The sequence below is a fragment of the Paraburkholderia sp. J10-1 genome (genome assembly GCF_905220165.1).
GTDB lineage: Bacteria > Pseudomonadota > Gammaproteobacteria > Burkholderiales > Burkholderiaceae > Paraburkholderia.
Genome location: NZ_CAJMYW010000001.1, coordinates 508,705 through 535,648, shown reverse-complemented (window position 1 = coordinate 535,648; position 26,944 = coordinate 508,705). Strand labels below are relative to the sequence as shown.

Below are 26,944 nucleotides of genomic sequence, written 5' to 3'. Positions count from 1 at the left end.
GCATCAGACCCGGTCGTCACTTCGAGTAATCGTTTTGAATACCAAATCTTTCATTTGAAAAGCCGGGTGATGTTTCGCGCGGGAGAGAACGAAACGTTCCCGTCTTTGTCTGCTGCCTGTCGCGGCGTGAATGCTTGCGGCGGCAGCGCGATGCGTTTTACAAGTGCGTAGCTTACCTAATTAGTTTCGGTAACATACGAACAAAAACATAGCGAGCTTAGGCCATTACACTCCATCCCTTGTTTGGTCAGGGAGGGTTTCCATGCCTATGTCCACGACACTTGCCATTGACTCGCTGCACGGTTTTGAGTTGACGCCGGACGGCCAGTATCTGATGGTGAAGTGCAATCAACCGGGTAGCGTCGCCGTTCACTGTTCGGTCATGCACGAATTGCTCGCCGCGCTCTCCAATGCAATAGGCCGGTCCGCACGCATTCGGCAGCGTGCGTCGAGCCTCAAGTTCACCATGCCGTGCGAGGCGTGGGAGATCGGGCGCGATTCCGGCACGGCGCAGCATCTCGTGATGAGCTTTCGCCTGCCGGGCGGGGCCGAACTGGCGTTCCGTCTGCGTCCGGCGCAGGCCGCGCACATATCCGAAGTCCTCTTGCTTGCCACCGGCGTCGCCGTGCCGCAGCGCCCCGATTCGATGCACGTGCAGTAAGCCGCCGTTCAATCCCCGCGCGAGCGCCGCTCTCGTTGCACTCGCGATTGTTGTCTCACGCCGCTGAGCGGCGCCACCGCAGTCCTTACGACCGAATATCCGCATGACCGTTTCCTCCATTACGCGCTACGCCCGCGCGCTCTCGTTTGCCGGCTTCGGGCTGGGGATTTTCTCAACTGCGCACGCAACCGGGTCCTTCGTGGTTCAGGACATTCGTATCGAAGGGTTGGTGCGCATCGAACCGGGCACGGTATTCGCCTACATGCCGATCAAGCAGGGCGATACCTTCACTGACGACAAGGCATCTGATGCGATCCGCGCGCTTTATGCCACGGGATTCTTTCGCGACGTGAATATATCCACGGAAGGTCACACGGTCATCGTGCGGCTGAGCGAGCGCCCGACCATCAGCACGATCGACTTCGCCGGCATTCACGAATTCGATAAGGACAATTTGAGCAAGGCACTCAAGTCGGTCGGACTTTCCGCTGGCCGCAACTTCGACAAGTCGCTCGTCGACAAGGCCGAGCAGGAACTCAAACGCCAGTACCTCACCCGCGGCTACTATGCTGCAGAAGTCACCACGACCATTACGCCTGTCGACCAAAATCGCGTTGGACTGCTTTTCGCCGTCGTCGAGGGGCCCAACGCGAAGATTCGCCAGATCAACTTTATCGGCAATCACGTATTTCCCGAAAGCACGCTGCTCGACGAGATGCAGCTTGCCACGCCGAACTGGTTTTCGTGGTACACGAAGAACGACCTGTACGCCAAGGAAAAGCTGACGGGCGACCTCGAGAACGTTCGCTCGTACTATCTCGACCGCGGCTATCTGGAGTTCAATATCGACTCCACCCAGGTGTCGCTGTCTACCGACAGGAAAGAGATGTATCTCACCATCTCGATCCATGAGGGTGAGCCCTATACGATCTCGGGCCTCAAGTTCTCAGGCAATCTGCTCGACCGCGAAGCGGAATTGAAGAGGCTCGTCGTGATCAATCCGGGAGAGCGTTTCTCGGCGCAGAAGCTCAAGGACACGACCAAGCGCATGGTCGACAAGCTCGGCGAGTACGGCTATGCATTCGCCACCGTGAATGCGTTGCCCGAGATCGACCAGAAGCATCACACGGTCGTGCTCACGCTACAGGTCGATCCGGGTCGACGCGTGTATGTGCGCCACGTGAACATCACTGGCAACACACGCACGCGCGACGAAGTCGTGCGCCGCGAAATGCGCCAGTTCGAAGGCGCCTGGTTCGATTCGAACCGGCTCATGCTTTCCAAGGATCGCGTCAACCGGCTCGGCTATTTCACGGACGTCGATGTGAGCACGGTGCCCGTCGAAGGCACGCAGGACCAGGTCGACGTGAACGTGAACGTGGCCGAGAAGCCCACCGGGACGCTTTCGCTGGGCGTGGGTTACGGTTCCGGCTCAGGGCCGAGCATTTCGGCGGGCATCTCGCAGGACAACGTGTTTGGTTCGGGCAACAGCCTTTCGCTGAACGTGAATACGGGTTCGACGAACCGCACGCTCTCGGTCACGCAAACCGATCCTTATTTCACGGTGGATGGCATCAAACGCATTACCGATGCGTACTACCGCACTTCCTACCCGCTCTACTATTCGAGCACGAACGACACCAGCTTTCGTATCGTCTCGTACGGCGCGGACGTGAAGTTCGGCGTTCCGTTTTCCGAGGCGGATATGGTGTACTTCGGCCTTGGCATCGAGCAGGATCGCCTCGACGTCGACAGTGAGACGCCGCAGACTTACAAGGACTACGTCAATGAGTTCGGGCGCGTGTCGAACACGGTGCCGGTCACCGTGGGCTGGTCTCGCGACAATCGCGACAGCGCACTGGTGCCTAGCCGCGGCTACTACGCGCAGGCCAACGCCGAATACGGCACACCGGTCGGCACGCCGTACTACAAGACGGATGCGCAGATGCAGTACTACTACTCATTCGCGCGCGGGTTCGTGCTGGGGTTGAACTTCCAGGGCGGCTACGGCAACGGGTTGGGCGGCAAGGCGTACCCGATCTTCAAGAATTACTACGCTGGGGGCATCGGTTCGGTGCGCGGCTACGAGTCGGGCTCGCTGGGTCCGCGCGACAAGTCGACGAACGACCCGATCGGCGGCTCGAAGATGGTGGTGGGCAATATCGAGCTGACATTCCCGCTGCCGGGCACCGGCTACGACCGCACACTGCGCGTATTCACGTTTGTGGACGGCGGCAACGTGTGGGGCACGGAGGGCAGCAGCACCGGCGCGAACGGATTGCGCTACAGCTATGGCGCGGGCCTCGAATGGATTTCACCCATCGGCCCGCTCAAGCTCAGCCTTGGCTTCCCGATTGTCAGGCACGCGACCGATCAGTACCAGAAGTTCCAGTTCCAGATCGGGACGTCGTTCTAACCGGAAGCGAGAGGGCTTCCGGAGCGACGAAAAAAACCGCCCAAATGAGCGACCAGCCAGCGAGGCGCTGCGGCTCCGACGAAGTGGGAGGAGTGCTTATGTAATGCGTTTTTCAGGCTTCTAACAAGGGGAGCGATTGTCTTGTCGGCATCACGCCCGCCACGCCTTCGCCCGATATGCCGGATAGCCTGCAGATCTGGCAGAACGAGCTCAGGGCACGCTCGCGTGCCATACACGCATCTCGAATGGTTGCCCATTTGCCGATGAACGCGCGCTCAGCTACGTCGTGACTTCTGCAGGAGCGATTTTTTTCCTGGCATTGAGCAAGCCTTCCACCATTCTTGCTTCAGCCTTGGCAATACCGTCAAGAGACACCACGGCTAGCTGGCGACCGAAGAGTTCGAACGCCACACATACCCAGGCGTAGTCAGCATCATCCATCACCCAGACGCCGTTTTCCTTCTCGGCAGCGTCGATATGCATCATCGCCGCGTGGGCTTCCTGTATGTCCGCAATTTCGTTTGGATAGTATCCGAGCCGACACAACTCCCCGGCAATCAAGAGTTGTCGCTCCAAGGTCGTGAAGAGCTCACGCGAGCCGTGCCCTCGCCGAAACGCGTCCAGGCCCGTGTAACACTGAAGGAGCATGGCTTGCGTTACGGGCTCATGCGCAGCCCGACTGAAAGTAAGTGCACGCAGCAATGGTGACATCGCCGGCCGGGTGTGTTTGCGGGTTCGTGATTTACCGGGCATGTTGATTTCAATCTCGTTGAATAACGCTCAGTCCTGCCACCAACGCAACGCTCACCGACAAAACGCGAGGGCGATATGCTGGCGGCAAAGTACAGGACCTCGGACGTGCGTGCGACGATGATGGGAGGCAAAAGTTAAGACAGGCTTAAGCACCGCCACGAGCAACGCTGTTCCTGAGACATTACTCCGCGCGTGCCGCTTGCTTCTGCGCGGCCTGTTCCTCCGCGTGCTTTTTCGCCAGGTGATGTCCGACGATACAGCCGCCAACCGCCCCTGCGACTGCGTGATGACCGGCATAATGTCCGGCAACGCCACCCACAACGGCGCCCTTGATGCAACCGGCTGCGTTTGCCGTTCCGATACCTGCGAGTGCGGACATTGCAATAGTGAGCGTGAACTTGCTAATTGCTTTCATCGTGTAAAACCCTTTGGTTGAGTTGGGCTGATGTTGAGGCTGTTATCGAGTTTTCAACTGCAGCGCACGCGTTGCTCGTTGGCCGATATGTTCGGAAATGCGCACATCGGAGAAATGTCGCTGCCTATGTTGACGGACATAACGCTTGAGCGATCGTCGAAGTGCACGTCGGAACCGCGACGTTTGTAAGCAATTGTCAGAGGCTCAACGATAAGCGTGGCAAAGAGCGCCCGCAGGTTCTTGCCGTTCGTGGACCGTTGGCCGGGCAAACGCAAATTCCGGCAACCCGTGCAAGGATGTTTTTCGAAGGCAACCGGTGATTGTTCTCCGGAAAGGCGAATAGCAGGCCGTGTTGCGGGTGTTGCGCTGGAAATCGCGAAGCCGAACTCGTCATTCGGTTGACCTGCTGCCTTGCTTTCACGCGCCTGATTTCAGAGCCGTGACGCGTAGCGTCCCGCACGTTCCGGCCTCACTCGCTCCCGCGTAGCGCGATACCTTCGCTGATCGCGCTAATCCACCTCACAACAAATGGTGGGAGACGTGTTTCATGCGACACGTCTCGTTACACACAAAAACACCGGTAATTTGCCGCCTCAATATAGTGCGTTCACAACTGACAAGTGAGGCACTTATGAAAAGAATCTTTGCGCTGACGCTGATGGCCGTATGTCTTGGAACCGCGCTGAGCGGCTGCATTGTGGTACCTGCAGGCGGCTACTATCACCGCTATTAACCGTAGCTGACTTTCTGCGCATTCAACTGAAACCGCCAGGCATACCTATCACGGAAAGAAAATTATGAGCATTGCACCTCGCCGCTGGTGCGCGATTACATTGGTTGCCGGCATCGGCATAGGTGTATCGGCCGCCGCCTCCGCGCACGTCGATGTTGGCGTGAACATTGGCGTCCCCGGTATTGCAGTTGCACCCCAACCAGTCTACGTCGCGCCACCGCCGGTGTATGAGGCGCCTCCGCCTGCTGTTATCGTCAGTCCTGGCTGGTATGGTGAGAGATACTACGATGGGCATCGCTACTGGGAACGCAGGGAGTGGGAGGAGCGGCATCATGATGAGCGGGAGTGGCGCGATGCCCGTGCCCATTACGACGAGCATCGCGGTAACTGGGGCCGTTACCATGACGAAGGTGGCCCGCGGGGCGACTGGCATCACGATCACGGGGACGGCGACCGGAGGCACGACCATTGATGCGAGCAGTGCCCGTCAAGTTGCTGGGCGCATCGTTCGCGGCGCCTTAGACGCCCCGTCTCCAAGCCGGACTGCCGGGTTCCCCTCGCGTGCCAGCCACGTCACAGGCCCGGCTTGGACTTGACCATATTGTCCGCCCGTAGCATGCCCGGCAGCGCATCGACGAAGAAGTCCGCCTGCAATGCTGCGCCCGCCTTGACGTCGTATTGCGCAAAGTCCCGGACACCGGCTGCCAATAGCACTTCGTCATCGAGAAAGAAATTTCCCGTGCACTCCCTCGACGGGCGGGTCAGGATATAGTGGGCCGCATCGGCGACTATCTCCGGCTTGCGACAGGCCGCAATCATATCCGCACCGCCAATCTCGTTTCGCACGGCAGCAGTCGCTATCGCGGTTCTTGGCCACAGCGAATTCACGGCGACGCCACGGTCCTTGAACTCACCAGCCAGCGCGAGGGTGAAAAGGCTCATCGTGTATTTGGCGATGGTATAGGCCGGGAAATCCTTGAACCACTTTGCGTCGGTGACCAGCGGTGGCGACAGCGTAAGGATGTGCGGATTCGCCGAATTGAGAAGGTGGGGCAGGCAGGCCTGGCTACAGACAAACGTGCCTCTCCCATTCACCTCATGCATCAGGTCGTAGCGCTTGACGGGCGTATCCAGCGTTCCCGTCAACCGGATGGCGCTTGCATTGTTCACGAGTATGTCGATGCCGCCGAACACCTCAACGGTTCTGGCGACCGCAGCCTTTACGCGTTCCTCATCGCGAATGTCGACGACCAGCGCAAGCGCCTTTCCGCCTGCAGATTCCACGGCCGCCGCCGCCGTATGTATCGTGCCCTCAAGTCGCGGGTCCGGGTCGGCCGTCTTTGCTGCAATCACGATGTTTGCGCCGTCACGCGCCGCCCGGAGTGCAATGGCAAGTCCGATGCCGCGACTGCCTCCAGACATGAATAGTGTTTTGCCGGCGAGGTTCATGGTCGTCTCCTGAATACTTGGGCTGGCATGCGGTTAAGTACGAAACGCTGCGTTGCTACGAGTTAAAACAGAAAGACTGAAGTGGAAAGCTATTGATATGGCGGCGCGTCGAGCGATGGCGGCGCTGCTTTCACGGCTTCTTGACTGGAATGACCTGTCCCGTGATGTCCTCGACCAGACTTCGCTTGTACGCTTGGGCTACCACCGCGGCCGGAGTACCCGCCGAGTAAGCTTGCCCCATCGCAGCAAGCGTTTCTGAAACCCAGCCTGGGCTGACGACGTTCACCCGCGACTTGCCGTGCAGTTCGAGAGCCGCGGACCGGACGAACGCCTCGACCCCCGCATTCACGATACCGACTACGGCACTCCCCGTGACCGGATGCTGGGACAGAATGCCGCTGGTTAGCGTCAGGGACCCGCCTTGTGCAATGTGACCGGCCGAGCACCGGACGAGATTGACCTGTCCCATCAGCTTATTCGTCAGACTGAACGCAAAGTCTTCGTCGGTCAGCCATTCAAGCGGCGCAAATTTCGCGGCACCTGCGGTGCAAATCACAGCATCAACGGTTCCGAGTTGCCGGTACATTGACTCAATGGACGCCTTGTTCGCGAGGTCCACCGACAAGTCCGGGCCGTTGCGGCTCGCACCAATGACCTCGTGCTCGGGCGAGAGCAGGTGAACGATTTCCCTGCCGAGCAGTCCGGTTGCGCCAACTATCAGAATGCGCATACGTCCTCCTTATCCGGAAGCGTCAGGCCAGCGCGGAGTGACGCATCGCACGTGGCGCCAAGACGAACGAATATCGTACTACCGGCCGAGGCGGCCGTTTGGGGCGACATTCAAGTACCCGCACTCGTAATGTCGATGAAGAGAGCAGTGTGACCTCCTGAGGTTCCAGTCCTTGCGCAGGATCTGCAGCTAGTCGAGGCTCGCAGGACGAGGAGGATCCCGGCTCGCACCCGTGGCACGCCGCCGGCGGGCAAGCCTCGCCGCGCGCCTCGAATCGTCGGATTCGACGACGCCGCACCGCACAACTCCCGCTAATCTTCAGAGCATGCCCGGTGCCGTTTGTCGGCGCGCCAGAACATCATCAGAGGGGAGTTCCAGTGCAAGACGCCTATATCTACGACCACGTGCGCACGCCTCGCGGCAGAGGGCGCGCGGACGGGAGCCTTCACGAGATCACGCCGGTCCAGCTTGCCGCCCAGACGCTCGCGGCCGTGCGCGATCGCAACGGATTCGACACCGGGCTCGTCGACGACGTGATTCTCGGCTGCGTCGCGCCTATCGGCGAGCAGGGCGCGAACCTCGGCCGTGTGGCCGCGATTGCCGCCGACTATGCGCAAGGCGTGCCGGGCCAGCAGATCAACCGCTTCTGTGCGTCGGCGCTCGAAGCCGTCAATCTGGGTGCCTCGCTCGTGAGCAGTGGCCAGGCGCGCAGCGTCGTGGCGGGCGGCGTCGAATCGATGTCGCGCACGCCGATCGGCGGCGACGGCGGCCCCTGGTACGCCGACCCGCAAACAGGATGGAAGTGCTATTACGCACCGCAAGGCATCGGTGCCGATCTGATTGCCGCGCTCGACGGCTATAGCCGTGAGGACGTCGACGCCTTCGCGGTCGAAAGCCAGCGCCTCGCGGCGCAAGCATGGGACGAGGCGCGCTTCGCGAAGTCGGTGCTGTCCGTGCGCGTTCGGACGAGACGCTTGCGCGCGCGCTCGACTTCGTCAGGCAGTTGCGCAAGACGCCGATCGTCGGCAACGACAGCCCGGGCTTTTTCACGAGGCGTGTGTTCGGCAGCTATGTCGACCAGGGCTTCATGATGCTCAAGGAAGGCGTCGCGCCCGCGCTGATCGAAAACGCCACGCGCGCGGCGGGTATGCCAGTCGGCCCGCTCGCAGTGGCAGACGAGGTCTCGCTGCCGTTGCAGTTGAAGGTCAACGAGCAGGCGATTGCCGATGGTCTCGACGAGCGCATCCAGCGCGGCGCGGCGATCGATCTCGTCAGGAAGATGGAGCGCGAACTTGTGCAACGTAATCCGGATGCGGGCCTACATTCGCCTGCAAAGCTATCAACGACCCTGACACGGCTCGAACTGAGGCGGAGTGTCGGGCTTCAGGTTAGTTAGCAGTTGAGTTGCCTGCGATCGACGTCTCCGAGTTGCCTGGAGAAATTCTTATGGATCAGTTAATTGGGCCTGTTTTCGTCACGCCAGATTTCGTTTGCAAGGGGTAGTTCTCGGACCAGTCTTGTTTGCAAGGAATTTGGCTAATTGTTTGATTCTTAGAGGGGAGCGTTCGCGCCCCGGCGTTTGGAGGTCATCCAGGTGCGTGCTGGTAATTTTACAATGCAGCGAAAGTGCGCTTGGTGTGGGAGGGGCGTTGCCTGCAAACCGTCATGGCGTAAGGAGTCGGAGGGCGAGGTCGATTTTCCAGGACAGTTTTATTTGCGAAGAATCGTAAGAACAACTTTGTTTGCAACAGATCAGATTTCGTTTGCTGATCACCACGCTGGTGATTCGCAAACGAAAGTTGGCTTCCAGGCGCTCGCTAAGTCGATGATAAATAGGTGATTGTAAATACTATCGCCTCGCACGTTACCAAAGAAAGCTGGTCTGTCGCGTCTCGATACGCCACTGTGTTTAGCAAACGAAAATTGTTCTGAACTTCGCAATAAAAATCGTACTGGCGCTAAGGAAGCGGCGGCGCTCGCAGTGATCGAAAAAGATGGATCGCGACCTTAGATCAAGCTGTTGCGTGTCAAGCACGCTTTTCTCGCATATCGCCCGGTCTGGTGTTTGTGGCGATATGGAAGCATTCGCCTCGTTTGTTTTTAACCGGAAGCTTTCTCCTGTGGTTAAGTAAAATGCTTTTGATTGTTGGCCATAGGTTATTTTTTCTCAGCTTCCGATACAGTGATTGAATAAGATATTTATTTTCTATTTCTGACCATCGGAGACCACTCGTCAACTTATGAAGAATGCAATCAATTCTCGTTCGAGTTATTCTTGGTGTTCTATCAGAATATGTATTTAAGAAATCTTTTATTTCAGTCCATTCTGAATTGGACAACCGAAAATTGCCACTCGCTCTTATTAGAGCTATGTCCGGTAGACGGGAGCGCCCCGTATCGAGGGTGAAGCTGAACTGCCCTCTTTTCATTTTAGCCCAATCGATCGCATCTTCTGTCGGATTAACGGTCGATATACGAATTTGGGTAATAAATACAGAGTTCTTTATACGCTTGCCGCGGACTTGGCAAGTAATATCTGCGTCAGGCAAATCAATGCCGATAGTGCCATCTCGTGATAGTCTGTATACACTTTGCCAGGCGTTATATGCGGTAGGAAACGCGAAAAGCCAATTAATGCGATTGAGGCGACATTTTCCGTGATTATTTTTGTGATTGAAGTAACAGGAGAATTTCCCGTCTCGCATTTGTGTGTGACATAAGTCATGGAAGCCATTAAGATCGAATAGATATTTTAATGTCGTCGAAGGTGGTGAGAATATGGAGTTAATAATAATCAGGCTTGGCGCGAAGAATCTAATCTGATTTTCGTTAAAGAAATAGACTTGGTGATGATTGGCTTTGTCTTTTGTAATTCCATAGGCGGAAAGGTACTGTATTGGTTTGGCTATTTTCCAGTGGGAGAATTTCGTTTCTAATTTTATCTGAAAATTGGTTTTTTCTGTCTGTATGCGTTTATTTATTTCGCATACTCCAATTGATGTATTTTTTTTGTTTTTGTGATTTTCGATAATATAATACATTCCATTTAGCCTTTCTATTTTCTCGAACCACATTGGCAACTCCTGATCCCGTATGATTAGGGAAAAGGTGCAGGTCCCTGCATTGTCAAGACGTTGCAATGTACCAATTCGGAATTGGTACATTGCAACCGCTCGCGGGTGAAAGAAAAGATCTAAAGCGCAGCGTCGAAATCGAACACCGCACCCATGCTTTCGAGTTTGGCAAAGATCGAGCATCCTTCTTTTCGGGCGAGGAAAGCGGCCATGCGGTAGTCATCGGGCGGTAAGTTCGGGTTTTCGGAAGAAGCTGGCTGAGCCTTCCGCTTGAGGGAACCCCTCGACGTGGCGTTTGCGCTAACTGCTGTCTTGGTCGCCTCGTGAACACCTCCCGCAGCGTCCTTGAGATCCACATGCCCTGTATGCTGAAGAGCAAGTTGTGTATCTCTTCCTTGATTCACGAGTTCCTTCGCCATAGCCACAGCAACGCCGCTGTCATCGAGGCAGGCGGATGCATCCGGATCTCTTGGACCTTGATACCGAAGCCTAAGATTGTCAAAAAGCGATTCGAAAGCAATTGGAGTAATGTCTTCATAATGTTCGAGCGCTTTCTTATCGCCCGATCGGTATGCCGCCAACATGGGATCAATGAGCGAGAAGTTCCTTTGCCACGCTTGTTGGATACCCTGCGCGGTAATTGTCTCCGTTTTCTCAAAAATTGCCTCTATTTGAACCACGAAAAAAAGCTTCAGTGCTATATCAACTATCCCTTGACAATACGTGTACATCAATTCAGACAGGTCGGCAGTGAGCTCAACGGGCTTCTGTAGCCATTGCAGTCTCCAGAAAGCGACGATGAAGTGCTCCCATTCGCCACGCAATTTGAACTCGAGGCTGTGGCTCGCTTTAAGGACATTCCACGGAGGGAATCCGCCCCCGACGGAACGTCGAGCGGAACTAAAATCAAGTCCAAGTAGTTTCACCGCCTTACTGGTGCCCACGAATAGTATAGGAATACCCAATTCGTTGGAGGCAGCAACTAACAGGTTGAGGAGTTTCTTCTCTCCTTTTCCAGCAACCTTAAGCCTTTGCACCTCGTCGACAATCAATAGACCCACATTGCATAGATACATAAGCCGCGCCGCGCTGTTCATCCGCTCTGATTCAGTTTCACGAGCTTTCACCTTCATCGTCGCTTCTGGTGCCAGGTGCTCGATGCGACGGCGGATTGTTGTGGCTAGCTCGCTAACGGAGAGTCCATCGGGAGGCGCCTCGATATGAAGCCAAGGAATCTGGATCCACCCGAGTTCGACGTGGTTGGTGACCGGATAATACCGCGAAATTCGATGTAGGATCGCTGTCTTGCCTATGCCGCTTGCACCGACAAAAGCGCTCGAATTCTCTGTGAAGTCTTGATCGTCCTTTCCGTCGGGCCGAAGTATATTACCGGCCTGCCTCGCTTCGTATAGCTTCTGGAGGGTGGCGGCATGTGCGGCTGTACGAGGTTCACGGCCTATATAGCCATCTTTTATCATAGTGTCGATTGCATGCGCGAGCCGGATATGTCTTTCCAATGGCACCATAAATTTCTGGAGTTGAGAGATCATTTTGAACCTCTGTTGAACTGGCCACGATCTTTGTAATGGGTCATAATTGGGATACGACGATAGAATCGTATCCCATTCGTCAGTACTGAGAGATGGTGGCATTGCTTCGATAAGCTTATTACCCTTATATTGTGGGATATCTTCTTCTCGGTATACTGCTGTTACGATGTATGCGCCTATCTCAGCTAATATGTTCACGATTCATCTCCTGTCTTTTCAAGGCGAGTTGATATTCGATCCCGCTTGGCTCAGTGTCCGACTTCCCTGCGGAATCACAACCTGGCAAAGTCGAACTGGAAGCTTGCGAGTTTTCTCCGTTTGCTGTGGAGACGTTGGATTGGTCGTCAGGTGATATTCCATCACCCTGATTTGCCGGTTTCGGCTGTTCGTGCTCCTGAGCAAGTCGGTTGTCTATCGGGATGGTCGGCATAGCTGCGTCCGTTTGCCGTCTGGCAGTCCTTTCGGTCGCTCGTTCGAGCGCTGTACGAGCCTTGCGAGAGCTTCTCGACTTCCCTCGACAAGCCGATTTCATCGCCGCGTATGCAGGTTCCGTGATCACGGCTGAGTTCCTTGAGAAGTCGGAACGCCTCTGCTGTGCATCTTCTTCATCATCGTTGATGATCGATTTAACCTTTTTAAATATGTAATCTACTTCGGAGAATGACAATCCTTTGAAATGAAGGGATCGGGGAGTGAGCCTGCATTTGTACGCAATCTGGTGATCATTCGGGTCGTACACAACGATCTCATCGACCAGTCTCCGATCAAACGACACCGAGACTTGTGATCGGCCTCTGTTTGCGGCTGCTATGAACCAGCCTTTTCTCTCAATTTCGGGGCAGGAATAGTAACAATGTTTGAAGAAAATACCTTCTTTTTGAATCGTTGCGCTCGAGCGCGGCAGCAACTTGAGATGTAGGTAATCTTCACAATATTGACGTAGACTGCCCACTTGATTGATGATGCTGTCGTTCCATAGCTCAATCGGAATTGGTCGGGTTCTCAACATCACAGCGGGCGCGGCTTCGTAGTTCTTCATCATGCTCCGGTTGTGTTGATTAATTGCTAGAATTACGAGTGCCGTAAACTGATCGACATTGAGACACGCATCGCTTTCATAGTGTTTTCCGCGGCGTCTTTTTGCATTAATTGGTGGATCATAGCCGGGTGCCACAGCTTCAATCCTGACATGAATTAGTTTAAATCCACACTCAACGGTCCCCTTTGTTTGAGGGCACAACGACGACGCGTTTGAGATTGATCCCTCCATTCCATCGCAGATTCTGTTGCTGTTGCGAGAGATCATTTCTCCGCGGTCGCCTAGCCAATTTAAGGGGAAAACTCCATCGGCTGGATAATCTGAGGGATCGTAATCTAATTTGTATTTTTTACACAGAGCTTCCTTGTCCTCGGCTATGCTGAGAATGGCCTGCATGGCGCATTCCCAGCACGCATTTTCTAAACCGACATAGTGTCCAACGCACAATCGACTGTATCGGTCATAAATCAAATACAAGGTCGGCTTTCCGATAATCTTTTGAGGATTGTCTCTGGCGACCAGCCAAACGTCCGCTATTGTCGCGTCAATTTCATAAATATGACCTGCGCCGATCGTTGAATGTAGGGCGCCAGTTAGATGTTGATTGTGATCCCGATTGAAATCTTTTTCGCCTTTACGCTTTAGTAATAAAAATTCTGGAGAGAAATGTTTTTTTACAGTTTGACGGAATTGATGAATTGTTGGCCGCTCGCCCAATGGTTTATTGTATAGCTTTCCGTTGCCATCTTTGTATGAATAGTAACGGTCCAGCATCCAGCTGTGGGTTGAGGCGAGCGTTTTAGTTTCTTTTTTTAGAAAATGTTTAAATATGCTTTTCTTTATATTCCTGACGTCTTGTAAGTTCATCTGGTACGTGTCGTACCTATCCGTTGTACGTCCGCGTCCATTCGTGCAATCGTTCTTGGACGTGCCAATGGAAGGAAAGTCGAAGCATAGTGCATCCTTGGTTTGGCCGCCCGTCCAGTACGCTCTTAGATATGTATAAATCGTCGTTTTACAGCAGCCACTTGCAACAGCCTGTTCCCGCACCAGCCGACCGCGCTGCACGGGATCGTAGATCGCCGGACTACTGAGCAGAGATTCTATTGCCTTTAAGGCAAAATCTCTCCGTGCACTTGCAGCTGGCGTGCAAAATTGAAGCTTGCCCCGAATGTTTATTTTGATTGAGAAGATCAAGCCTTTTCTAGCCAGTTCCAACAATTCTGAATACTTTCTGGCAACTGGCCAACAGTTCTTGTCATTGAGATTGATGGTCCACGCGGTATCGTCGATCACATTCAAAATTCGGAATCGCGTTCCGGTCCCGTCCACAAGCACATCATTTACCACTAGAGGCGTATGCAGATTACGCCGAACCTCGTTTACAGCGATTTCGTCGGAGGTGGAGAGGGTAGAGGTGGTCATTGTGGGAGTACAAATTTTGCGTCGACCTTGCTGGATTGTCGCGGTCGAGGATGCCCGATTCCGGCCGAAGCGTTTACATTGCGGCGATCGAGAAATCGTAATGAGATGTCATGTTTAGTCTGAAAGCTCTCAAGGGGCATGTTGCAAGATCTGGATTGTTCAAATTGCATAACAGAACCCGCTCATTCATAAGTATCTTCGCAATCCTCAAGCCGTCACCGGCACGGAGACCGTGACGAACCTCGAACGAATGACAGTAGTCTCTCAGTGGGATGTTCCGTGTCGATTTGAGTTCATTCGCCATGCGTATCGTGCGGTCTCGTAATAGTTCTGTATATGATTTGTCTTCTCCTGATTTGATGATTCCATCACGTATCCATTCGATATTCTTTATTTTTTGCTTTGGAATTTTGGTATCAAATATGAGGCGATGCGGTATGTCCATTCCGGAGAAATATGTCCGTGCAATGGCAAGTTTTTCTATTTCTCTTTCGTTTTCTGCGTCCGCGGTCATCTTGCAGTCGTATGCTTCAAAACTAGGGGCGGAGTCGTTGACTCTGGTGATGAGAAAGTCCACGGTCATCACAGTAGGCACGTGTGTTCCGGGGTAATACGGATGCCTGATTCCAAGCTTGCTTGCGATCTCCAGCGTAAGTTGCCGATCCAGAGGATACTGCTCATAGATACCACTAATGGTCTCCTGCCACTCAAGGCCGTAGAAGGTGCAGGATTCGACGGTGGACAGAAGATGCACTACCCGACCGAGTTTTGTGCTGTGTACTCGGTTAACGATACCGTCTGAGGAGAAGTCGTGGACCTCCAGCCAAGGCTTATAGCATTGGCCTGTTCCAGATCCGCGCCCCTCGGCACGCCATCGTTGTATGACGTCTTCTGTAATCTTTCTGGAGCGTGACATAGATCCTCCGATTCATTTGTATTGGTGATGATTCTCTGTTGCGCAGGCCGGAACCTGAAAAACTGCTTCCCATCTCCTGAAGCTTTTTGGATTACTAAATAATTTTCAGTCCGAATAAATATATGCAGTAAAGAGTGAAAAATAGGATCGACTGGCTAGTTTCCTGTTTCCGAGATATGACGCTCATGGTAAATCTATGGCATCCGGTCTACCGTTTTTGTAGAAATCTTGTCTGATTCGGAAAAAATTCTATTTTCGTCACTTTTGGTGTGTTTGATGCAAAGTAGTATGAATACTTGATAACAAAGTAACCAGATATTTCCAGATCTAGTTCTCGGTGCGCCGAATAGTGTCTTCTTGTGGTTAAAGGATCGAACTGCAAATCCGATGTCCCGTGGAGGGTCTTAGGTTCAGCCTTCGGGATGGTATGTATTGCGCATGCCGCATCCGTGCTGTATTCGGGAGACGATTCTGTGAAAGGACAGCCGAACGGGTCCGTCCAAGGCATGCGGATCTGTTTTTCTCCAGAGCTACGCCGTTCAGCCCGCCCGTGCTTGAAGACGTCTTTAGCTTTCTTCTTTGCGTGCTTGCTCATTTCGTTCTCCGTAAAAATATACCGAGATTGGTCAATGGTTCGCGGCATATTCTTCAAACGACCGCACTCTTGCAGCCGAGCCATTCCGCGTCGATGGCACGCCCGCGCCCAGATTCGTTAAACCAATGTCGCATCCCGATGCACGGTGCTCGCCCCAGGTAATCCAGGCACAGCGGTACGCGGAGCTCACTTCGTCCCATCTTTCAGCGCGACCAACTGCAACGTCTGGAAGCAGTATCTGGTGCTGAGCGTTGGCACATCTCGTTGAACACACAGTAGCAATTTTTTCGGGCGCCGCAAGGACTCGCGGTGTAATGAGAGCGTATTTCTGCCCACCGGACGGCTGGATTTTATTGGCTCCTCAGGGTGCTGGGTGTAGCATTGTTCGAGGGTGATTACACCGATGATGGGAGTCAACGATGTCTACCGGTGATTGGCCGAAGCCTGCATGGGCTTCTGGAAAGGGTGATCCTGAATTTCTAAAGCAGGTGGGTAGAGGGGCGACAAAAGCGTGGGCGTGGGCGGCCGTTCTTTCCATTTCAGAAAGTGCCTCCGCGCTGAGCAAGCGGATGGCTGGACCGGAAGCGGAGCCAGGTACGAACAGTAAGATTGTTTACCAGTGGCTCAACGGCAAACACGCGCTACTTCCGGGGCCGCATGGACGCTACGGCTACGATTGGTTCGATGCCATCAATGCGCACTGCGGTGGAGCTTACATAACGCCCTTTTACTATCAGCCGTGGGAGCTGATGGTACAGGAGGTGTCTTTGGATCGGGTTTGCCACTTGCTCTACCGTGCGCTTAAAAGAAGCTTTGGCGGGGCCGGTCTGTTTCCCGAGGGTATCTATGGTTTCTTTTACGTGGAACTCGGGCGAGGTTTGCCCGAAAGCGAGGCATGGCGGCGCAAGGCGAGCGTGATTCGAGACGAGTTCAGTACTCTTACGGATGACGCGGAGAGATGGGTCGGTGACGACAACGACCGCATGTGGCAGGTGTTCGATCGGCTTACGGTGTATTGGTGTCTATACAGAGAAGGAATCCTGCGGCGCGACCCCCGGAGGGCTATCTACTATCGTGAAAAGATTGTCGAAGTGCACGTCGAGGTTGCACGCCATCCTGTTTTTTCTCACGTTTTCGACGAATACAAGCGTTGCGCTCGGTACGCGCTGGAAGCTGACGGTCTACCAGCCCGGAGAAGCATCAACCGAGAGAAAGTGAAGTCGCTTGCTTGTATCGATGATGAGGAACAAGAGCTCCAAAAATTTCTGGAGCTCTTCTGGAACGTGGACAAGCGCGTCTATGATCTTTTGAAGCGTCCCCCGAAACGCTTTCGCAAGGGTTGAAGAAGGAGGCGAAGCAGGATGAGTTGCAACTGCGGAAGTGGAACTGGTTGGGACTCCACGCGACAGTCTTGCCCGCCGCGCATTTGTATTCAGGAACATACTAAGCGGGCCGCGTTAGAATGGTGGTCGTACGTGTCAGCGAGCGAAAAAGCGGAGACGGATTAGCCTGCAGAAACTGTGTCCCAAGTGTATTCGGGCAACCTCGTTGAGTCTAATGCCGCTATTCCAAGGCGCTTCATACTGCTCCATCGAGGCTCCAGTCGCCGGGGCGTCATCTGTGCGTTTGGTGAAGCTTTGCGCTGGACGTCGACCGTTTTTGGTTGCGCCGAAATACTCGAGATCTCGAACGCCTTTCGAAATCTCTGCCAGACAAGGCGAACCGAGGTTTATATCGTATCTAAGTTGTGGGCTTCCACGCAGATTTAAGAAAGAGCTGAAGCAAAATATGGCGCAGTTGCAGAAGAAGCCGTGGGTGGGCGCCGTGCAGCAGTTTTGCCGGCCATGCATCTCGATCCATGGACGCCAAGCCGAGACCGATTTTTTCAAGGAACGTGGGCCCATAGAAGCGTCCAAAATCTACTACCATCGGGTCTACCCGCCAACGGCTTTGTTCGCGCGAGGCGACGATCGTAGAAGCGCAGGCGAAATACTCCGCATTCACTGTGTCCCACGTGTTTTCGGGCAAAGTCATCGCATGTAACGCTGCTCTTCCAATGCACTGCAGCCGTTTCTCATCTAGGCCCCAGTTGCATGGTTGTCCAGTGACCTCTTGGGGAAGCTTGGCATTGCTTGTCGACAGTCTCGGCAGCGCAGCAATGCTCGAGAGATGGAGTATCTTTCCGTGTTGCGGACAGACGAACACGCCTGGCAGCGCATGTTGGGTATGCCAGTAACTTTCCCCGAAGCGGGTGCGGTCTTCATGGCAGCATTGTTCGCAATAACGTCTGCACGAGAGCGCCTCAATGTGGAAGCCTAGAGTAGCTCGAAGGCTGAAACTGGCTCGAAGCCGGACGCTGCTTCCGCGCGCGGAAGCCGACAGTAAGTCACGCGCGAGGATGGCGCGCCTTTGCGATGTTAGACCGATCGCCGCATAGGGGAAAACGGTATGCTTTAGTAGTAGTTGCCACGCTGACATACGAGTCAGCCGCGAAATGGTTTCAAGAAAAGAGGGAACGAGGAAAAACAAATCGCCTGCGCCATCCGCGATCAAACGAACCAGCGCCGCGGGCGACAGACCGAGATGGTGGCACGCCCGGATAAGCAAACTGCCCAGGAGTTCATCCGGATAGGGCGTGGGGAAGTACAGCATGCGAAGTTGACCGGGTTCTTCAACCCGGCGCGAAACCGCTATCCGGCGAAGAGCCCGGTCCTCTAGTGGGCTGATGCTGGACGGCGCCGTACTCGTGGCCGCTGACGTCTGCAATGCCTAACCGACAGATTCTCGTAATCGCTGGTTGGATGGCCTTTATGCCATCTCGCCTCCATGATCATTGAAATCTCTATTTCGAGATCAAAGTCGCATATATGAGATTATAGAGGCGCATCTGAGAGAGGCAAGGAATAATCCGCCTTTTTACTGGGGTCGGGGCGGATGGACTGGTATCACGTAGCGAGAAACGTGTTGCGTGCCGAACTCGCGCGGCACGGTGTTAGTTACCGACAGTTGGCGGTATTGCTTGCTGGAATTGGAGTTAGCGAGACCGAACGATCGATTGCCAACAAGCTATCTCGTGGTAGCTTCAGCTTCGCCTTCTATCTGCAATGCATGAAGGCCCTAGGGCGAACGGATTTTCGCGTAGACCTGACTGATGTAACGTAAACCCAATTAATTCTCCTGCATGCGGCTTCGTACCTTCTGGCAGCACCGCGTGTTGCCACCTTCGATACCCTCTCTGTATGGCCATGCGGGGAGCAGGCGAGTGCTCCGGTAGTGTGATGCCCCGATCCTGTAGTTCAAGCCAAGTCGTAATGCCGATCTACGCGTAGAACAGCCATCACAGTATCTTGAAAATCTCATATATGAGACTATAGTCTCATGTAAGCGTGATGACTACGAGGTCGATCTGGCCGGCGTGGGCGCTCGGCCGTGAGCATGGAGAGCGAGATGACGACACCTGCAGAACGTACCCGCTCGGTGCGCGGGACGAGGACTGCCCTCGAAATACTTGCTAGTCACACCGGTCAGTTTGACCACTGCCTCGTTCGCACCTTGGCCATTCAGCTCTTGCGACACTTCCCGTCAGACGCTGATATCGCACTCTCAAGCCGTTCACTTCCGGCCCTGTGGGGAGCGCTGCACGAGGATTGTTCCCAAATGTCGATGTCAGAAGTTGATGACCCGAGTTCCTGTCACTGAAATGGCGGAGATCGTGATCGTATTCAGGGGATTCAAGCCAATTCGGATCGCCTCATGGTTCGAGTCGACGAATCGCATGCTGCACGGCGAGCGCAAGCGTGACGTCCTGGCGTTGCCTCCCAAGGAGGTGCTGGAGGCTGCGAGAGATCGCGTGGCGGGAGCAGTGCGCTGCTAGTCCGTTGCGCACGTTGCTGCATGCCCTGTCGATCCCGACAACGTGAACCGACTTCTCCCTCCTGCCGAGCGTCCTCTCAATACTCCGCGCCCGATGCATGCGGGCGGGCAGGTGCTGTATCTCGACTTCGACGGGGTGCTCCATCCAGAGGATGTCTGGCGACGGCCCGGATTCGGCCCATACGTCGCGACGCCGCCCGGACACGCCGTGTTTGAGCATGCGCCGCTGCTGGTAACACTACTGGCACCGTATCCGGCCATGCGAATCGTCCTGTCGACGAGCTGGGTGCGGGTCTACGGGAGCGTGCGCAAAGTTGCACAACGTTTGCCGCAGGCGCTGAGATCGAGGGTGGTCGGCGCGACCTTTCATGGCGACATGGACGCCTATCTGTTCACAACATTGCCGCGCGGGCTGCAGGTCTGGGCGGACGTCCGGCGCAGGCATCCCATGGCGTGGCTCGCACTTGATGACCAGGACGACGGGTGGCCGGACGCCGCGCGTGACCATCTCGTACTGACCGATCCAGTACTTGGTATCAGTGAGCCTGGTGTGTATCACGCGATAGAGGCGAAGCTCGCAGCGATGGGTCCACCAAAAATTGCTCGCGGTGGGCCGGATTGTTAGTGGTCGAACGCGCCCGACGGCCTGATAGCGGTTCGAGCGCGTGCTGCTCGACTCTGTTCCGAGGGGGGATTCCTTGGGCGCATTGCCTGGACGGACGGGGCATGCGAAGCGATCCCGCAGCTGGCCGTAACGACTTTCTGCGAACCTGTATGCCTCCAGCCGACGCGGAGCGTCGCTGGCTATTGCAAAGAACGAGGTGGAACAGATGCATGAGGAACTGCAGAAGACTCTACGTGAGCGCTACCCGCGCATTTTTCCCTTTGCGCACCCGAATCGCGACCCGCACGCGGTGTCATCGTTCTCGGGATTCGAGTGTTGGGATGGCTGGTTCGATCTCCTCGATGCACTATGCCTGAACCTGCAGGCAGCGACAGATTTCAGAGGCTCGCCTCAGGTAGTCGCGGTGCAGGTCAAGGAAAAATTTGGAGCCTTGCGCTTCTACACGGACGTGGCCGACGCCGGGCAACGCGGCATGATAGAACTCGCCGAGTCGATGAGTGCTCGATTGTGCGAAAAGTGTGGCAATCGCGGCGAGCTCATGAGCAGGAAGGGTTGGATTATGACGCGCTGCCCTGCCCATTCGGGCGGAGATTCGTGACGACCCCGCCGGAACACGTCCCGACAAAGACCCTCAGGAGTGCGTCCCATGAGCGTAAAAATTCCGATCTGTGACGGTGACCAAACGGGCGAGCTGCCCGCCTGGCACCTTTACACGAAACTGCTGGTCGATGTTCTTTACCCCGTAATGGTGGGGGGCACAGGTCACTATCACAGAAGGGGCGGCGGTCGACACGGCATGCCTCCTCACGGTGCTGGGCACATCGCGGTCACGAAGCTTGTCTTGCCAACCTCCGCTACCGAAGATGCGCTTGATTGCGGCGTGTCGAGCGTCACGCTGGCGCAATGGGAGCGCGCGCTCCGGCTTGGCCCCGGGCAAATGCTGGAATCAGCGGAAGGAAAGGCGGATGCTTCGGATCACGGTTGAACTGCTGCCCGTTGGACGGGAAAGCGGAAAGCGTGTCATTGCGACGGCGGATATCGCGCGGGTGCGTAACGGAGCGCTCGCCGATTACGTGGTAGTCCTGGACGATGCGGTACTCGGTGAGGTAGGAGAGCGGGCGATCGTGCGCAGTTATCCGAGATGGGCCACCAGTGTGTGGGACCTCGTTGCGCGCTGTCTCGCTGCCGCATTGAATCAGGGCCGCGAAGTGTTGCCGCCGCGGCCAGCACAGCCGGAAGTCACGGTTCGTGTGAACGACGCAGGCTTCCTCTACGTGCGTCTGGACGAAATTCCAGAACCGACCAGAACATTCTTCGACCAGACGCTCTCCGGTTCAGGCATTCCAGATCACGGCTGCGCTTACGCGCACGACTGGCTCGACTTTCTTGGTGGGCAATCGCCATGGGACCATTGAAGCCGGAGCTGTTTTCGCAATAGAGGGAGTGGAGAAAGAGAACGATGCGTGAAGGACTGTCGAACATCCAGCGGAATAGACATCCACTCATCTTCGCCGTTAGTCGGGTAGCCGCCGACACAATAGACGCCATGGCAACTGTGTTTTCCCTGTGGGGATTCGAGTGCGGGGATGGATGGTTCGATCTGATCGATGTGCTGTGCGCGGGACTGTACCTCGCTCCCAGGCATGGCGCACCGCAGGCTGTCGCAGTGCAGGTAAGGGAAAAATTCGGGACGCTGTGCTGTCCGGCGCTGACGCCCGGCATCGAGCCATGGTTGAGCTGGCCGAAAGGATGAGCCGTCGGCTGTGCGTAATATGCGGCGATCATCACCGACCGGATGCAAACCCGATGTCTAGGCCACTCTTACGAACAGCTGACCAATGGCGTCGCATATACCCGGCCGTTGCCCGTCAGGAGGGCCCCGGCTTCGCCATCTCTTGCCCAGCGAAGCCGCGTACGCCCCTGCAACAATGTGAAAACCGTAGTCGTGATGCCGGGTGGGGATCTGAGCTTGAGCAACGAATCGAAGCCGCCAGTGCTGATTCTGGACGAGCGAGTACCAACACTCTTCGTAGACTACGACGGAGTGCTTCATCGCGGCCACGCATTCCTTGACGAAAGCAATGAGATATTCCTCGATACAGGAATCCCGCTGTTTGAATTTTCGCCACTACTGGTCAGCCTGCTCGAACCCTGGCCCGAGGTCGAAATCGTACTCACCACCACCTGGCTCAGCAGACTGCCGGTTGATGAGGTCGTTTCGTACCTGCCGTTGCGGCTTGCCAGACGCGTCGTCGGCACAACGCAGGGCTACAGGGCACGTTTCGGCGACTGGAAGACTGGCATCGCACGGACCTATATCATTCGCGCGTACGTATTTGAGCATCGCTTGAGGAACTGGCTAGCGATCGTTGATTCCGTCTACGGCGCACATGACCTGAGTACCGACTTTCTCGCGCTGGAGCCACATCTCGTCCTACTCGACTCCCAACGCGGCATCGGTGAAGCGCAGGCACAACAACGGATCCGGGACTGGCTCGCTGAAGTACACGGTGCTGACAGGTGTTCCGACTGAAGGCATCCTGCTACGTAGCAGCGACGCCGCCAGCCGCGCCCTCCAGGTCAAATGCTGGCTGGATACCAGAAGCTTGTGAGGGTTCTGGTGTGAAAGCACATCGCCGCATTGATCGGACAGTCAGGACTACGATCGATCATCGGAGGCCGTCGCAGCGATCATCAACGGAACGCAATGGTTGACGGCGCAAGCTGTCGGCGAGCGACACGACCCGGAAGGGACCGATCCGCAGGCAGTGACGAACAAGGGGCAAAAAGGAATCCAGGATTTTTGCGGTCGAACTGGTCGGCGAGCCCCTGTATCCCGCCTACCTGTTCGACAACACCGGCAACCCGATTCCTGAAGTCTCAGAGATTCTGGGCGTTTTCGCAGGCCACAGCCCGTTCCGGATTGCCGCCCAGCTTGGGTCGACCTGCGGCATGCTACGTGGCAACTGGCGTCGACGAATGGCAGTTCTCACCGCCGCCGAACGAGTCCTCGCGACCCGTCTCGACCATTTGATTGATGGAGGCGGGCGACCGTCAACTGAGCGACACCGGCAGTTCGGGGTCCGACTGCCGGTAGGCAAGCAGGTAGCCAAAACCTGACGTCTAGGCGGGTCTTGCTTTATCTTGAACGTGGGTTGGAGAGGAATGCATGCGAGTTTTTGTCGATTGCGAATTCACTGATTTCATTGGATGCGACCTGATCAGCATCGGCCTTGTCGCCGACGATGGTTGCGAGTTCTACGGCGAGCGGTCGGACTACGACCACGCGGCTTGCAGCGCGTTTGTACGCGAGGCCGTGCTGCCGCAGCTTGGCCAGTACCCCAGCCGCGTATTCACGCGCGAGGGCCTGCGGGTGTCCCTGCTCGCGTGGCTCGATCAGTTTGCCGGCGAACCGGAAAGGGCGCTCTGTGTTGACTACGCGGGCGACTGGGACTTGCTAATCGACCTGCTTGGCGAGGTGCCGGAAGGGTGGGTGGGGCTTCACGTGGGCAGTCTGGTCGATCATGGCAGGCTGGAAGCGTACTTTGCCGAACACGAGGGAAGGCATCACGCGCTGGTGGATGCGCGCGCAAACCGCTTTGCCATCGTGTCAGGCGGCAAGGACTCCGCGCCTGCAGTGCCGATGGCACAGATGAAGTCTCCACGCATTTTCTAGCGGAGCGGCTGCACCCGGCTGGACTTGCAGGGATCGTGGATCTTTGATGTCGATGCGACGGGCGCGCGGAAAGCACGTAGACCCCTTGCATCGTACATGTCAGCGCGCGAATATCCGATTCCTGCCCGAAGCGGTCGGCCTCCTGACCAGTTGTAGCCAGTCCAACTGTCAGGCGTTTATTGGCAGTTGGCTGAGTGGTTCAGTCATATACGCCGACTTCTCGTGGGCAGCAGTTCGGCCAAAGCCGACGGTCGGTGATCGGGGGCTGTGGGGCAGATGCACGTCCCATTACTGACACTCGCAAACCGGCGTCGATGAATGTCAGTGCTCACCGCCATCGAACGGGTCTTCGCGACCCACTCCGGCTACTGGTCGGCGCCCGATTAGCGGCAGCTTCCGAAACTTAAACGGTCATGATGGCCCGCGCTAGACGGGCGTTCCGGAGGTAGCGAACTGACCTCATTCGGGCGGCAACGCAGTCGGCAGCGTGCGCTATACCGCAGAGGATAACTCCAAGTTCGGAATATGTTAGCCCCACCAACACAATTAAGAAAAACGGGGCAAGCAACATGGACATTCGCTATCCATATCGCTATTTGTTCGACAACAAGCGGCGCACCAGGATACCTGCTTCATTGGACGCCTATAGGCATCCATTTACTGCCCTTCAACATGCTGATGGAGATTTACTGCATCGCATCGATGACCGAGGAGTGATCACCGTTGTGGATGCCAGTGATCTGCTGAGAAGGTGCAAAAGACTTTTTGCGCTAGACGCGATGTATCTGCATGACGCGCCCAAAGCGGTACAAGAGTTTTGGCAGACTCAGGAGGGCTTACGAGCTTCCGAAGCTCGCTGGGCTGCGGTTGCAAACGATCCGCGCGCTCCTGCTTGGTCGGCTGCGGCTTTTGCTGCTCATGCTGCTGCCGGGTGGGCTGAGATCGCTGTCGATGCTCTCGGTATCGGTGCGGATCCCGTATGGGCTGAGAAGGCTCGCGCCGCTGTTCAAAGGCAATGTGAAACGTTATTGCGCGAAGTGTCGCAGGCTTTTGCAATTTGATTCGAGGCTGAATGAGCGGCCTGTAGCAGGCTACTCCATCGCAGAAAAAGCTGGTCTCGGAGGGCGCGCATGAAAGCCGACCACCATGCAGGAACTGGAGCAACAGATTCGGCGCGAGAACGCCAAGCTGATATTCAAGTGGCTATTGGGCTTTGCAGCCCTGGTTCTAGTGTATGAGGGCTTCTAGGCCATCACGGCGCCAACGAACTGGGCCGATCGCGTCCTGTCAGAATTGCCAGGGGCTCAGAACGACGTGGTCGCCGCCGCGCTCGCCAGCGGTTGCACGCGGTGGTTCGGCAGCTATCAAAATCGGATACCAATGCCTTGGTACCGCGTGGCGAACCGACAGTACAGCAGCGGTGATGAGTGCGTCATCCACGAGGCAGCGTGTGTCGTTGATACTCCACGTGTCATGGAAAAAATGACAGTCTCAGGCGTCAAGGTTTCGCTCATCGCTGAATCGTGCCATCAGTTGTATGACCCGCCCACTCAGTGACTATTGGTCGCCTTGCTCGCTACCGTCCGCGCGTGGCGCCGACCCAGTGAGAATGTTGATCTCGAGCAATGCGCCAGGCGCTTGTCGACCCCTTTGTCGTCGTTCAGTCGCCGGCGAATGGGAACTTAGTAGCCCTCGGTTGTATCACGCCGTATTGCGACATGCGAGCGGGTGGCATGCGCGGTAGCGCGGCGCTCCCGAGCGACACGAACAAACTCTCCGCCGCCGAACCCTCGAGGAAAAAATGAGAGGCGAAACGACGTCCTACAAGGTCAAGGGTACCCGATATTACGCCGCCGAGGCGGCCCTTTCGGCGAACGCCCTCAAGACCGGTTCGGCCATTACGCTCGTACGCGAACCGACAAACAAGGTTGATCCGAACGCTGTCGCCGTATACCTCAGCGAGGGCCGCCGCAAGCTGGGGCACATCTCAAGGAGCAGCGCGCCAGACGTAGGCGCGAGACTTGAAAGGAACGGCGTAGGCTCGGTGGTGGTCACCTCGATTGAAAGGCATCCAGAACTGACCATCCGCATCAGCGTTTCATGGAGCGAGGGCAAAGGCGGGGACGCGGGGCAGCAAGGCAATGACCGGCTTTCGGTATCGGCCAAGTCACTTCCTTCAGTTGGAGGCGCCTATTTGTTGAGCAACATCGGAAACGGGCGGATGTATGTAGGCTCCTCAATGAACATCCGCGGACGTGCACTCTCTCACGTGTCCGATCTTCGATGCAGACATCATTGCAATTTCCTGTTGCAGCGAGACTACGACCTGTCAGGTGGTGACGTTTTCGAGTTTTCGGTTGTCGGCCTGGCGGCCAATACACTCGAGGCAGAACGACTCGAGGCGAAAGCGATCGATGAAGCCCGGCGAAAAGGGAACACGTTCTACAACATGACGGCAGACGGCAAAGGAGCCGGCATGAGAGTAACCCCAGGATATGGGCAAACGCCAATCGCTCCATACGGCCCGTCGACCGTTGGGAGTGGTGCTCCAGTGCACGCACCGGTCGTCTCAGGCTCGAATGACGCTGGCAAGCGCGACAGGTCAACGCTGGTCTACTGGGTGACGGGTATTCTGTTCCTGCTCTTCCTGGTGACGCGCAAGTAAAAGCGGCGTCAGCGTCCGGATATGGCGCCTGCGAGGCAATGGGGAACCAGCGGGTCAAGGTGCTTACGGCCCGCTCAGCCTTCTATGGGCCTCGTCTTCGTTGGGAAGCAGAGCCAATCGGCCGACCTCTTCGACGCAGCACTATTGAAGCGGTGAAGTCTGAAGGCCGCGTGAACGTCAAGCGGCGAGGATCCGCTATTCGAGTTGACCTGACGATTGAGCGTCCGCCGGGCGCTCAAACGAATGGCTGAAAGTGGCCGCTTTTACCCGCTGAGACGTGGCGCCACAAAGCTGCCGCTCGCACTAGGGAATGTTTTGAACGACAGCTAACGGCGAAGTCGGCGAGCGC

General features: G+C 55.9%; 26 protein-coding genes. 16 read left to right on the top strand and 10 right to left on the bottom strand.

What is annotated here, in order from left to right; translation table 11 throughout:
• The first annotated feature begins 262 nt into the window (after nucleotides 1-262).
• Nucleotides 263-661 (top strand): hypothetical protein, encoded by a 399-nt coding sequence (locus U5A65_RS02370; protein ID WP_321917126.1) that lies wholly within the window; start codon nucleotides 263-265, stop codon nucleotides 659-661.
• A 103-nt stretch (nucleotides 662-764) separates the two neighbouring features.
• On the top strand, nucleotides 765-3,077 hold the full coding sequence (bamA, locus tag U5A65_RS02365; protein ID WP_321945369.1) for an outer membrane protein assembly factor BamA: 2,313 nt from the start codon (nucleotides 765-767) through the stop codon (nucleotides 3,075-3,077).
• A 279-nt stretch (nucleotides 3,078-3,356) separates the two neighbouring features.
• Here bamA and U5A65_RS40920 read toward each other — a convergent pair whose 3' ends face one another.
• Together U5A65_RS40920 and U5A65_RS02355 are read right to left on the bottom strand one after the other, a co-directional pair.
• Entirely contained in the window at nucleotides 3,357-3,563 is a 207-nt protein-coding gene (locus U5A65_RS40920) for a hypothetical protein (protein WP_415764037.1), read from the bottom strand.
• Between the two features lie 448 nt (nucleotides 3,564-4,011).
• Nucleotides 4,012-4,245: a hypothetical protein gene (locus tag U5A65_RS02355; protein ID WP_321917120.1), complete on the bottom strand. Its 234-nt coding sequence runs from the start codon at nucleotides 4,243-4,245 to the stop codon at nucleotides 4,012-4,014.
• A 797-nt stretch (nucleotides 4,246-5,042) separates the two neighbouring features.
• Here U5A65_RS02355 and U5A65_RS02350 point away from each other — a divergent pair.
• The gene (locus U5A65_RS02350; RefSeq protein WP_321945367.1) at nucleotides 5,043-5,450 is read left to right on the top strand and encodes a hypothetical protein; all 408 of its coding nucleotides are present in this window, start codon (nucleotides 5,043-5,045) and stop codon (nucleotides 5,448-5,450) included.
• Between the two features lie 101 nt (nucleotides 5,451-5,551).
• Here U5A65_RS02350 and U5A65_RS02345 read toward each other — a convergent pair whose 3' ends face one another.
• Nucleotides 5,552-6,427 (bottom strand): NAD(P)-dependent oxidoreductase, encoded by an 876-nt coding sequence (locus tag U5A65_RS02345; RefSeq protein WP_321945366.1) that lies wholly within the window; start codon nucleotides 6,425-6,427, stop codon nucleotides 5,552-5,554.
• A 130-nt stretch (nucleotides 6,428-6,557) separates the two neighbouring features.
• A complete protein-coding gene (locus U5A65_RS02340; protein ID WP_321917117.1) occupies nucleotides 6,558-7,157 on the bottom strand; it encodes a short chain dehydrogenase in 600 nt (199 codons plus the stop codon).
• A gap of 377 nt (nucleotides 7,158-7,534) precedes the next feature.
• On the opposite strand from U5A65_RS02340, the gene U5A65_RS02335 reads away from it, so the two are divergent.
• Together U5A65_RS02335 and U5A65_RS40915 are read left to right on the top strand one after the other, a co-directional pair.
• On the top strand, nucleotides 7,535-8,248 hold the full coding sequence (locus U5A65_RS02335) for a hypothetical protein (RefSeq protein ID WP_415764036.1): 714 nt from the start codon (nucleotides 7,535-7,537) through the stop codon (nucleotides 8,246-8,248).
• Nucleotides 8,215-8,553, top strand: a complete 339-nt coding sequence (locus U5A65_RS40915; RefSeq protein WP_415764035.1) for a 3-hydroxyacyl-CoA dehydrogenase family protein — start codon at nucleotides 8,215-8,217, stop codon at nucleotides 8,551-8,553. Before U5A65_RS02335 ends, U5A65_RS40915 begins: the two co-directional genes overlap by 34 nt.
• Before the next feature lie 631 nt (nucleotides 8,554-9,184).
• Here U5A65_RS40915 and U5A65_RS02325 read toward each other — a convergent pair.
• The 5 genes from U5A65_RS02325 to U5A65_RS02305 all read right to left on the bottom strand — a co-directional run bounded on the left by U5A65_RS02325 (nucleotide 9,185) and on the right by U5A65_RS02305 (nucleotide 15,756).
• Entirely contained in the window at nucleotides 9,185-10,231 is a 1,047-nt protein-coding gene (locus tag U5A65_RS02325; protein ID WP_321945365.1) for a hypothetical protein, read from the bottom strand.
• 119 nt (nucleotides 10,232-10,350) lie between these two features.
• Nucleotides 10,351-11,781, bottom strand: a complete 1,431-nt coding sequence (locus tag U5A65_RS02320) for a TniB family NTP-binding protein (protein ID WP_321945364.1) — start codon at nucleotides 11,779-11,781, stop codon at nucleotides 10,351-10,353.
• A 181-nt stretch (nucleotides 11,782-11,962) separates the two neighbouring features.
• On the bottom strand, nucleotides 11,963-14,116 hold the full coding sequence (locus U5A65_RS02315) for a Mu transposase C-terminal domain-containing protein (protein WP_321945363.1): 2,154 nt from the start codon (nucleotides 14,114-14,116) through the stop codon (nucleotides 11,963-11,965).
• A gap of 202 nt (nucleotides 14,117-14,318) precedes the next feature.
• Entirely contained in the window at nucleotides 14,319-15,161 is an 843-nt protein-coding gene (locus U5A65_RS02310; protein WP_321945362.1) for a TnsA endonuclease N-terminal domain-containing protein, read from the bottom strand.
• Between the two features lie 208 nt (nucleotides 15,162-15,369).
• Nucleotides 15,370-15,756, bottom strand: coding sequence for a hypothetical protein (locus tag U5A65_RS02305; RefSeq protein WP_321945361.1), 387 nt, complete (start codon nucleotides 15,754-15,756; stop codon nucleotides 15,370-15,372).
• Between the two features lie 419 nt (nucleotides 15,757-16,175).
• Here U5A65_RS02305 and U5A65_RS02300 point away from each other — a divergent pair, with 419 nt between their 5' ends.
• Nucleotides 16,176-17,099, top strand: a complete 924-nt coding sequence (locus U5A65_RS02300) for a hypothetical protein (RefSeq protein ID WP_321945360.1) — start codon at nucleotides 16,176-16,178, stop codon at nucleotides 17,097-17,099.
• Between the two features lie 397 nt (nucleotides 17,100-17,496).
• Here the strand turns inward: U5A65_RS02300 and U5A65_RS02295 are convergent, their stop codons facing one another.
• Nucleotides 17,497-18,408: a TniQ family protein gene (locus U5A65_RS02295; RefSeq protein ID WP_321945359.1), complete on the bottom strand. Its 912-nt coding sequence runs from the start codon at nucleotides 18,406-18,408 to the stop codon at nucleotides 17,497-17,499.
• 282 nt (nucleotides 18,409-18,690) lie between these two features.
• Here U5A65_RS02295 and U5A65_RS02290 point away from each other — a divergent pair, with 282 nt between their 5' ends.
• The 10 genes from U5A65_RS02290 to U5A65_RS02245 all read left to right on the top strand — a co-directional run bounded on the left by U5A65_RS02290 (nucleotide 18,691) and on the right by U5A65_RS02245 (nucleotide 26,595).
• Nucleotides 18,691-18,918, top strand: a complete 228-nt coding sequence (locus tag U5A65_RS02290) for a DUF6471 domain-containing protein (RefSeq protein WP_321945358.1) — start codon at nucleotides 18,691-18,693, stop codon at nucleotides 18,916-18,918.
• Between the two features lie 273 nt (nucleotides 18,919-19,191).
• On the top strand, nucleotides 19,192-19,455 hold the full coding sequence (locus tag U5A65_RS02285) for a BPSL0761 family protein (RefSeq protein ID WP_321945357.1): 264 nt from the start codon (nucleotides 19,192-19,194) through the stop codon (nucleotides 19,453-19,455).
• A 217-nt stretch (nucleotides 19,456-19,672) separates the two neighbouring features.
• Complete coding sequence (locus U5A65_RS02280) at nucleotides 19,673-20,254, top strand: HAD domain-containing protein (RefSeq protein ID WP_321945356.1); 582 nt, start codon at nucleotides 19,673-19,675, stop codon at nucleotides 20,252-20,254.
• Between the two features lie 205 nt (nucleotides 20,255-20,459).
• Nucleotides 20,460-20,852 carry a hypothetical protein gene (locus U5A65_RS02275; RefSeq protein ID WP_321945355.1) on the top strand — a complete coding sequence of 131 codons (393 nt, stop codon included), beginning with the start codon at nucleotides 20,460-20,462 and terminating at the stop codon, nucleotides 20,850-20,852.
• 48 nt (nucleotides 20,853-20,900) lie between these two features.
• Nucleotides 20,901-21,239 carry a hypothetical protein gene (locus U5A65_RS02270; RefSeq protein WP_321945354.1) on the top strand — a complete coding sequence of 113 codons (339 nt, stop codon included), beginning with the start codon at nucleotides 20,901-20,903 and terminating at the stop codon, nucleotides 21,237-21,239.
• Nucleotides 21,220-21,669, top strand: a complete 450-nt coding sequence (locus U5A65_RS02265) for a hypothetical protein (RefSeq protein WP_321945353.1) — start codon at nucleotides 21,220-21,222, stop codon at nucleotides 21,667-21,669. The genes U5A65_RS02270 and U5A65_RS02265 overlap by 20 nt, the downstream gene beginning before the upstream one ends.
• A gap of 554 nt (nucleotides 21,670-22,223) precedes the next feature.
• Nucleotides 22,224-22,787 carry an HAD domain-containing protein gene (locus U5A65_RS02260; protein WP_321945352.1) on the top strand — a complete coding sequence of 188 codons (564 nt, stop codon included), beginning with the start codon at nucleotides 22,224-22,226 and terminating at the stop codon, nucleotides 22,785-22,787.
• 636 nt (nucleotides 22,788-23,423) lie between these two features.
• Nucleotides 23,424-23,930 (top strand): 3'-5' exoribonuclease, encoded by a 507-nt coding sequence (locus U5A65_RS02255; protein ID WP_321945351.1) that lies wholly within the window; start codon nucleotides 23,424-23,426, stop codon nucleotides 23,928-23,930.
• A gap of 569 nt (nucleotides 23,931-24,499) precedes the next feature.
• Nucleotides 24,500-24,991, top strand: coding sequence for a hypothetical protein (locus tag U5A65_RS02250; RefSeq protein WP_321945350.1), 492 nt, complete (start codon nucleotides 24,500-24,502; stop codon nucleotides 24,989-24,991).
• 740 nt (nucleotides 24,992-25,731) lie between these two features.
• Nucleotides 25,732-26,595: an HIRAN domain-containing protein gene (locus U5A65_RS02245; RefSeq protein WP_321945349.1), complete on the top strand. Its 864-nt coding sequence runs from the start codon at nucleotides 25,732-25,734 to the stop codon at nucleotides 26,593-26,595.
• Nucleotides 26,596-26,944: the final 349 nt, after the last annotated feature.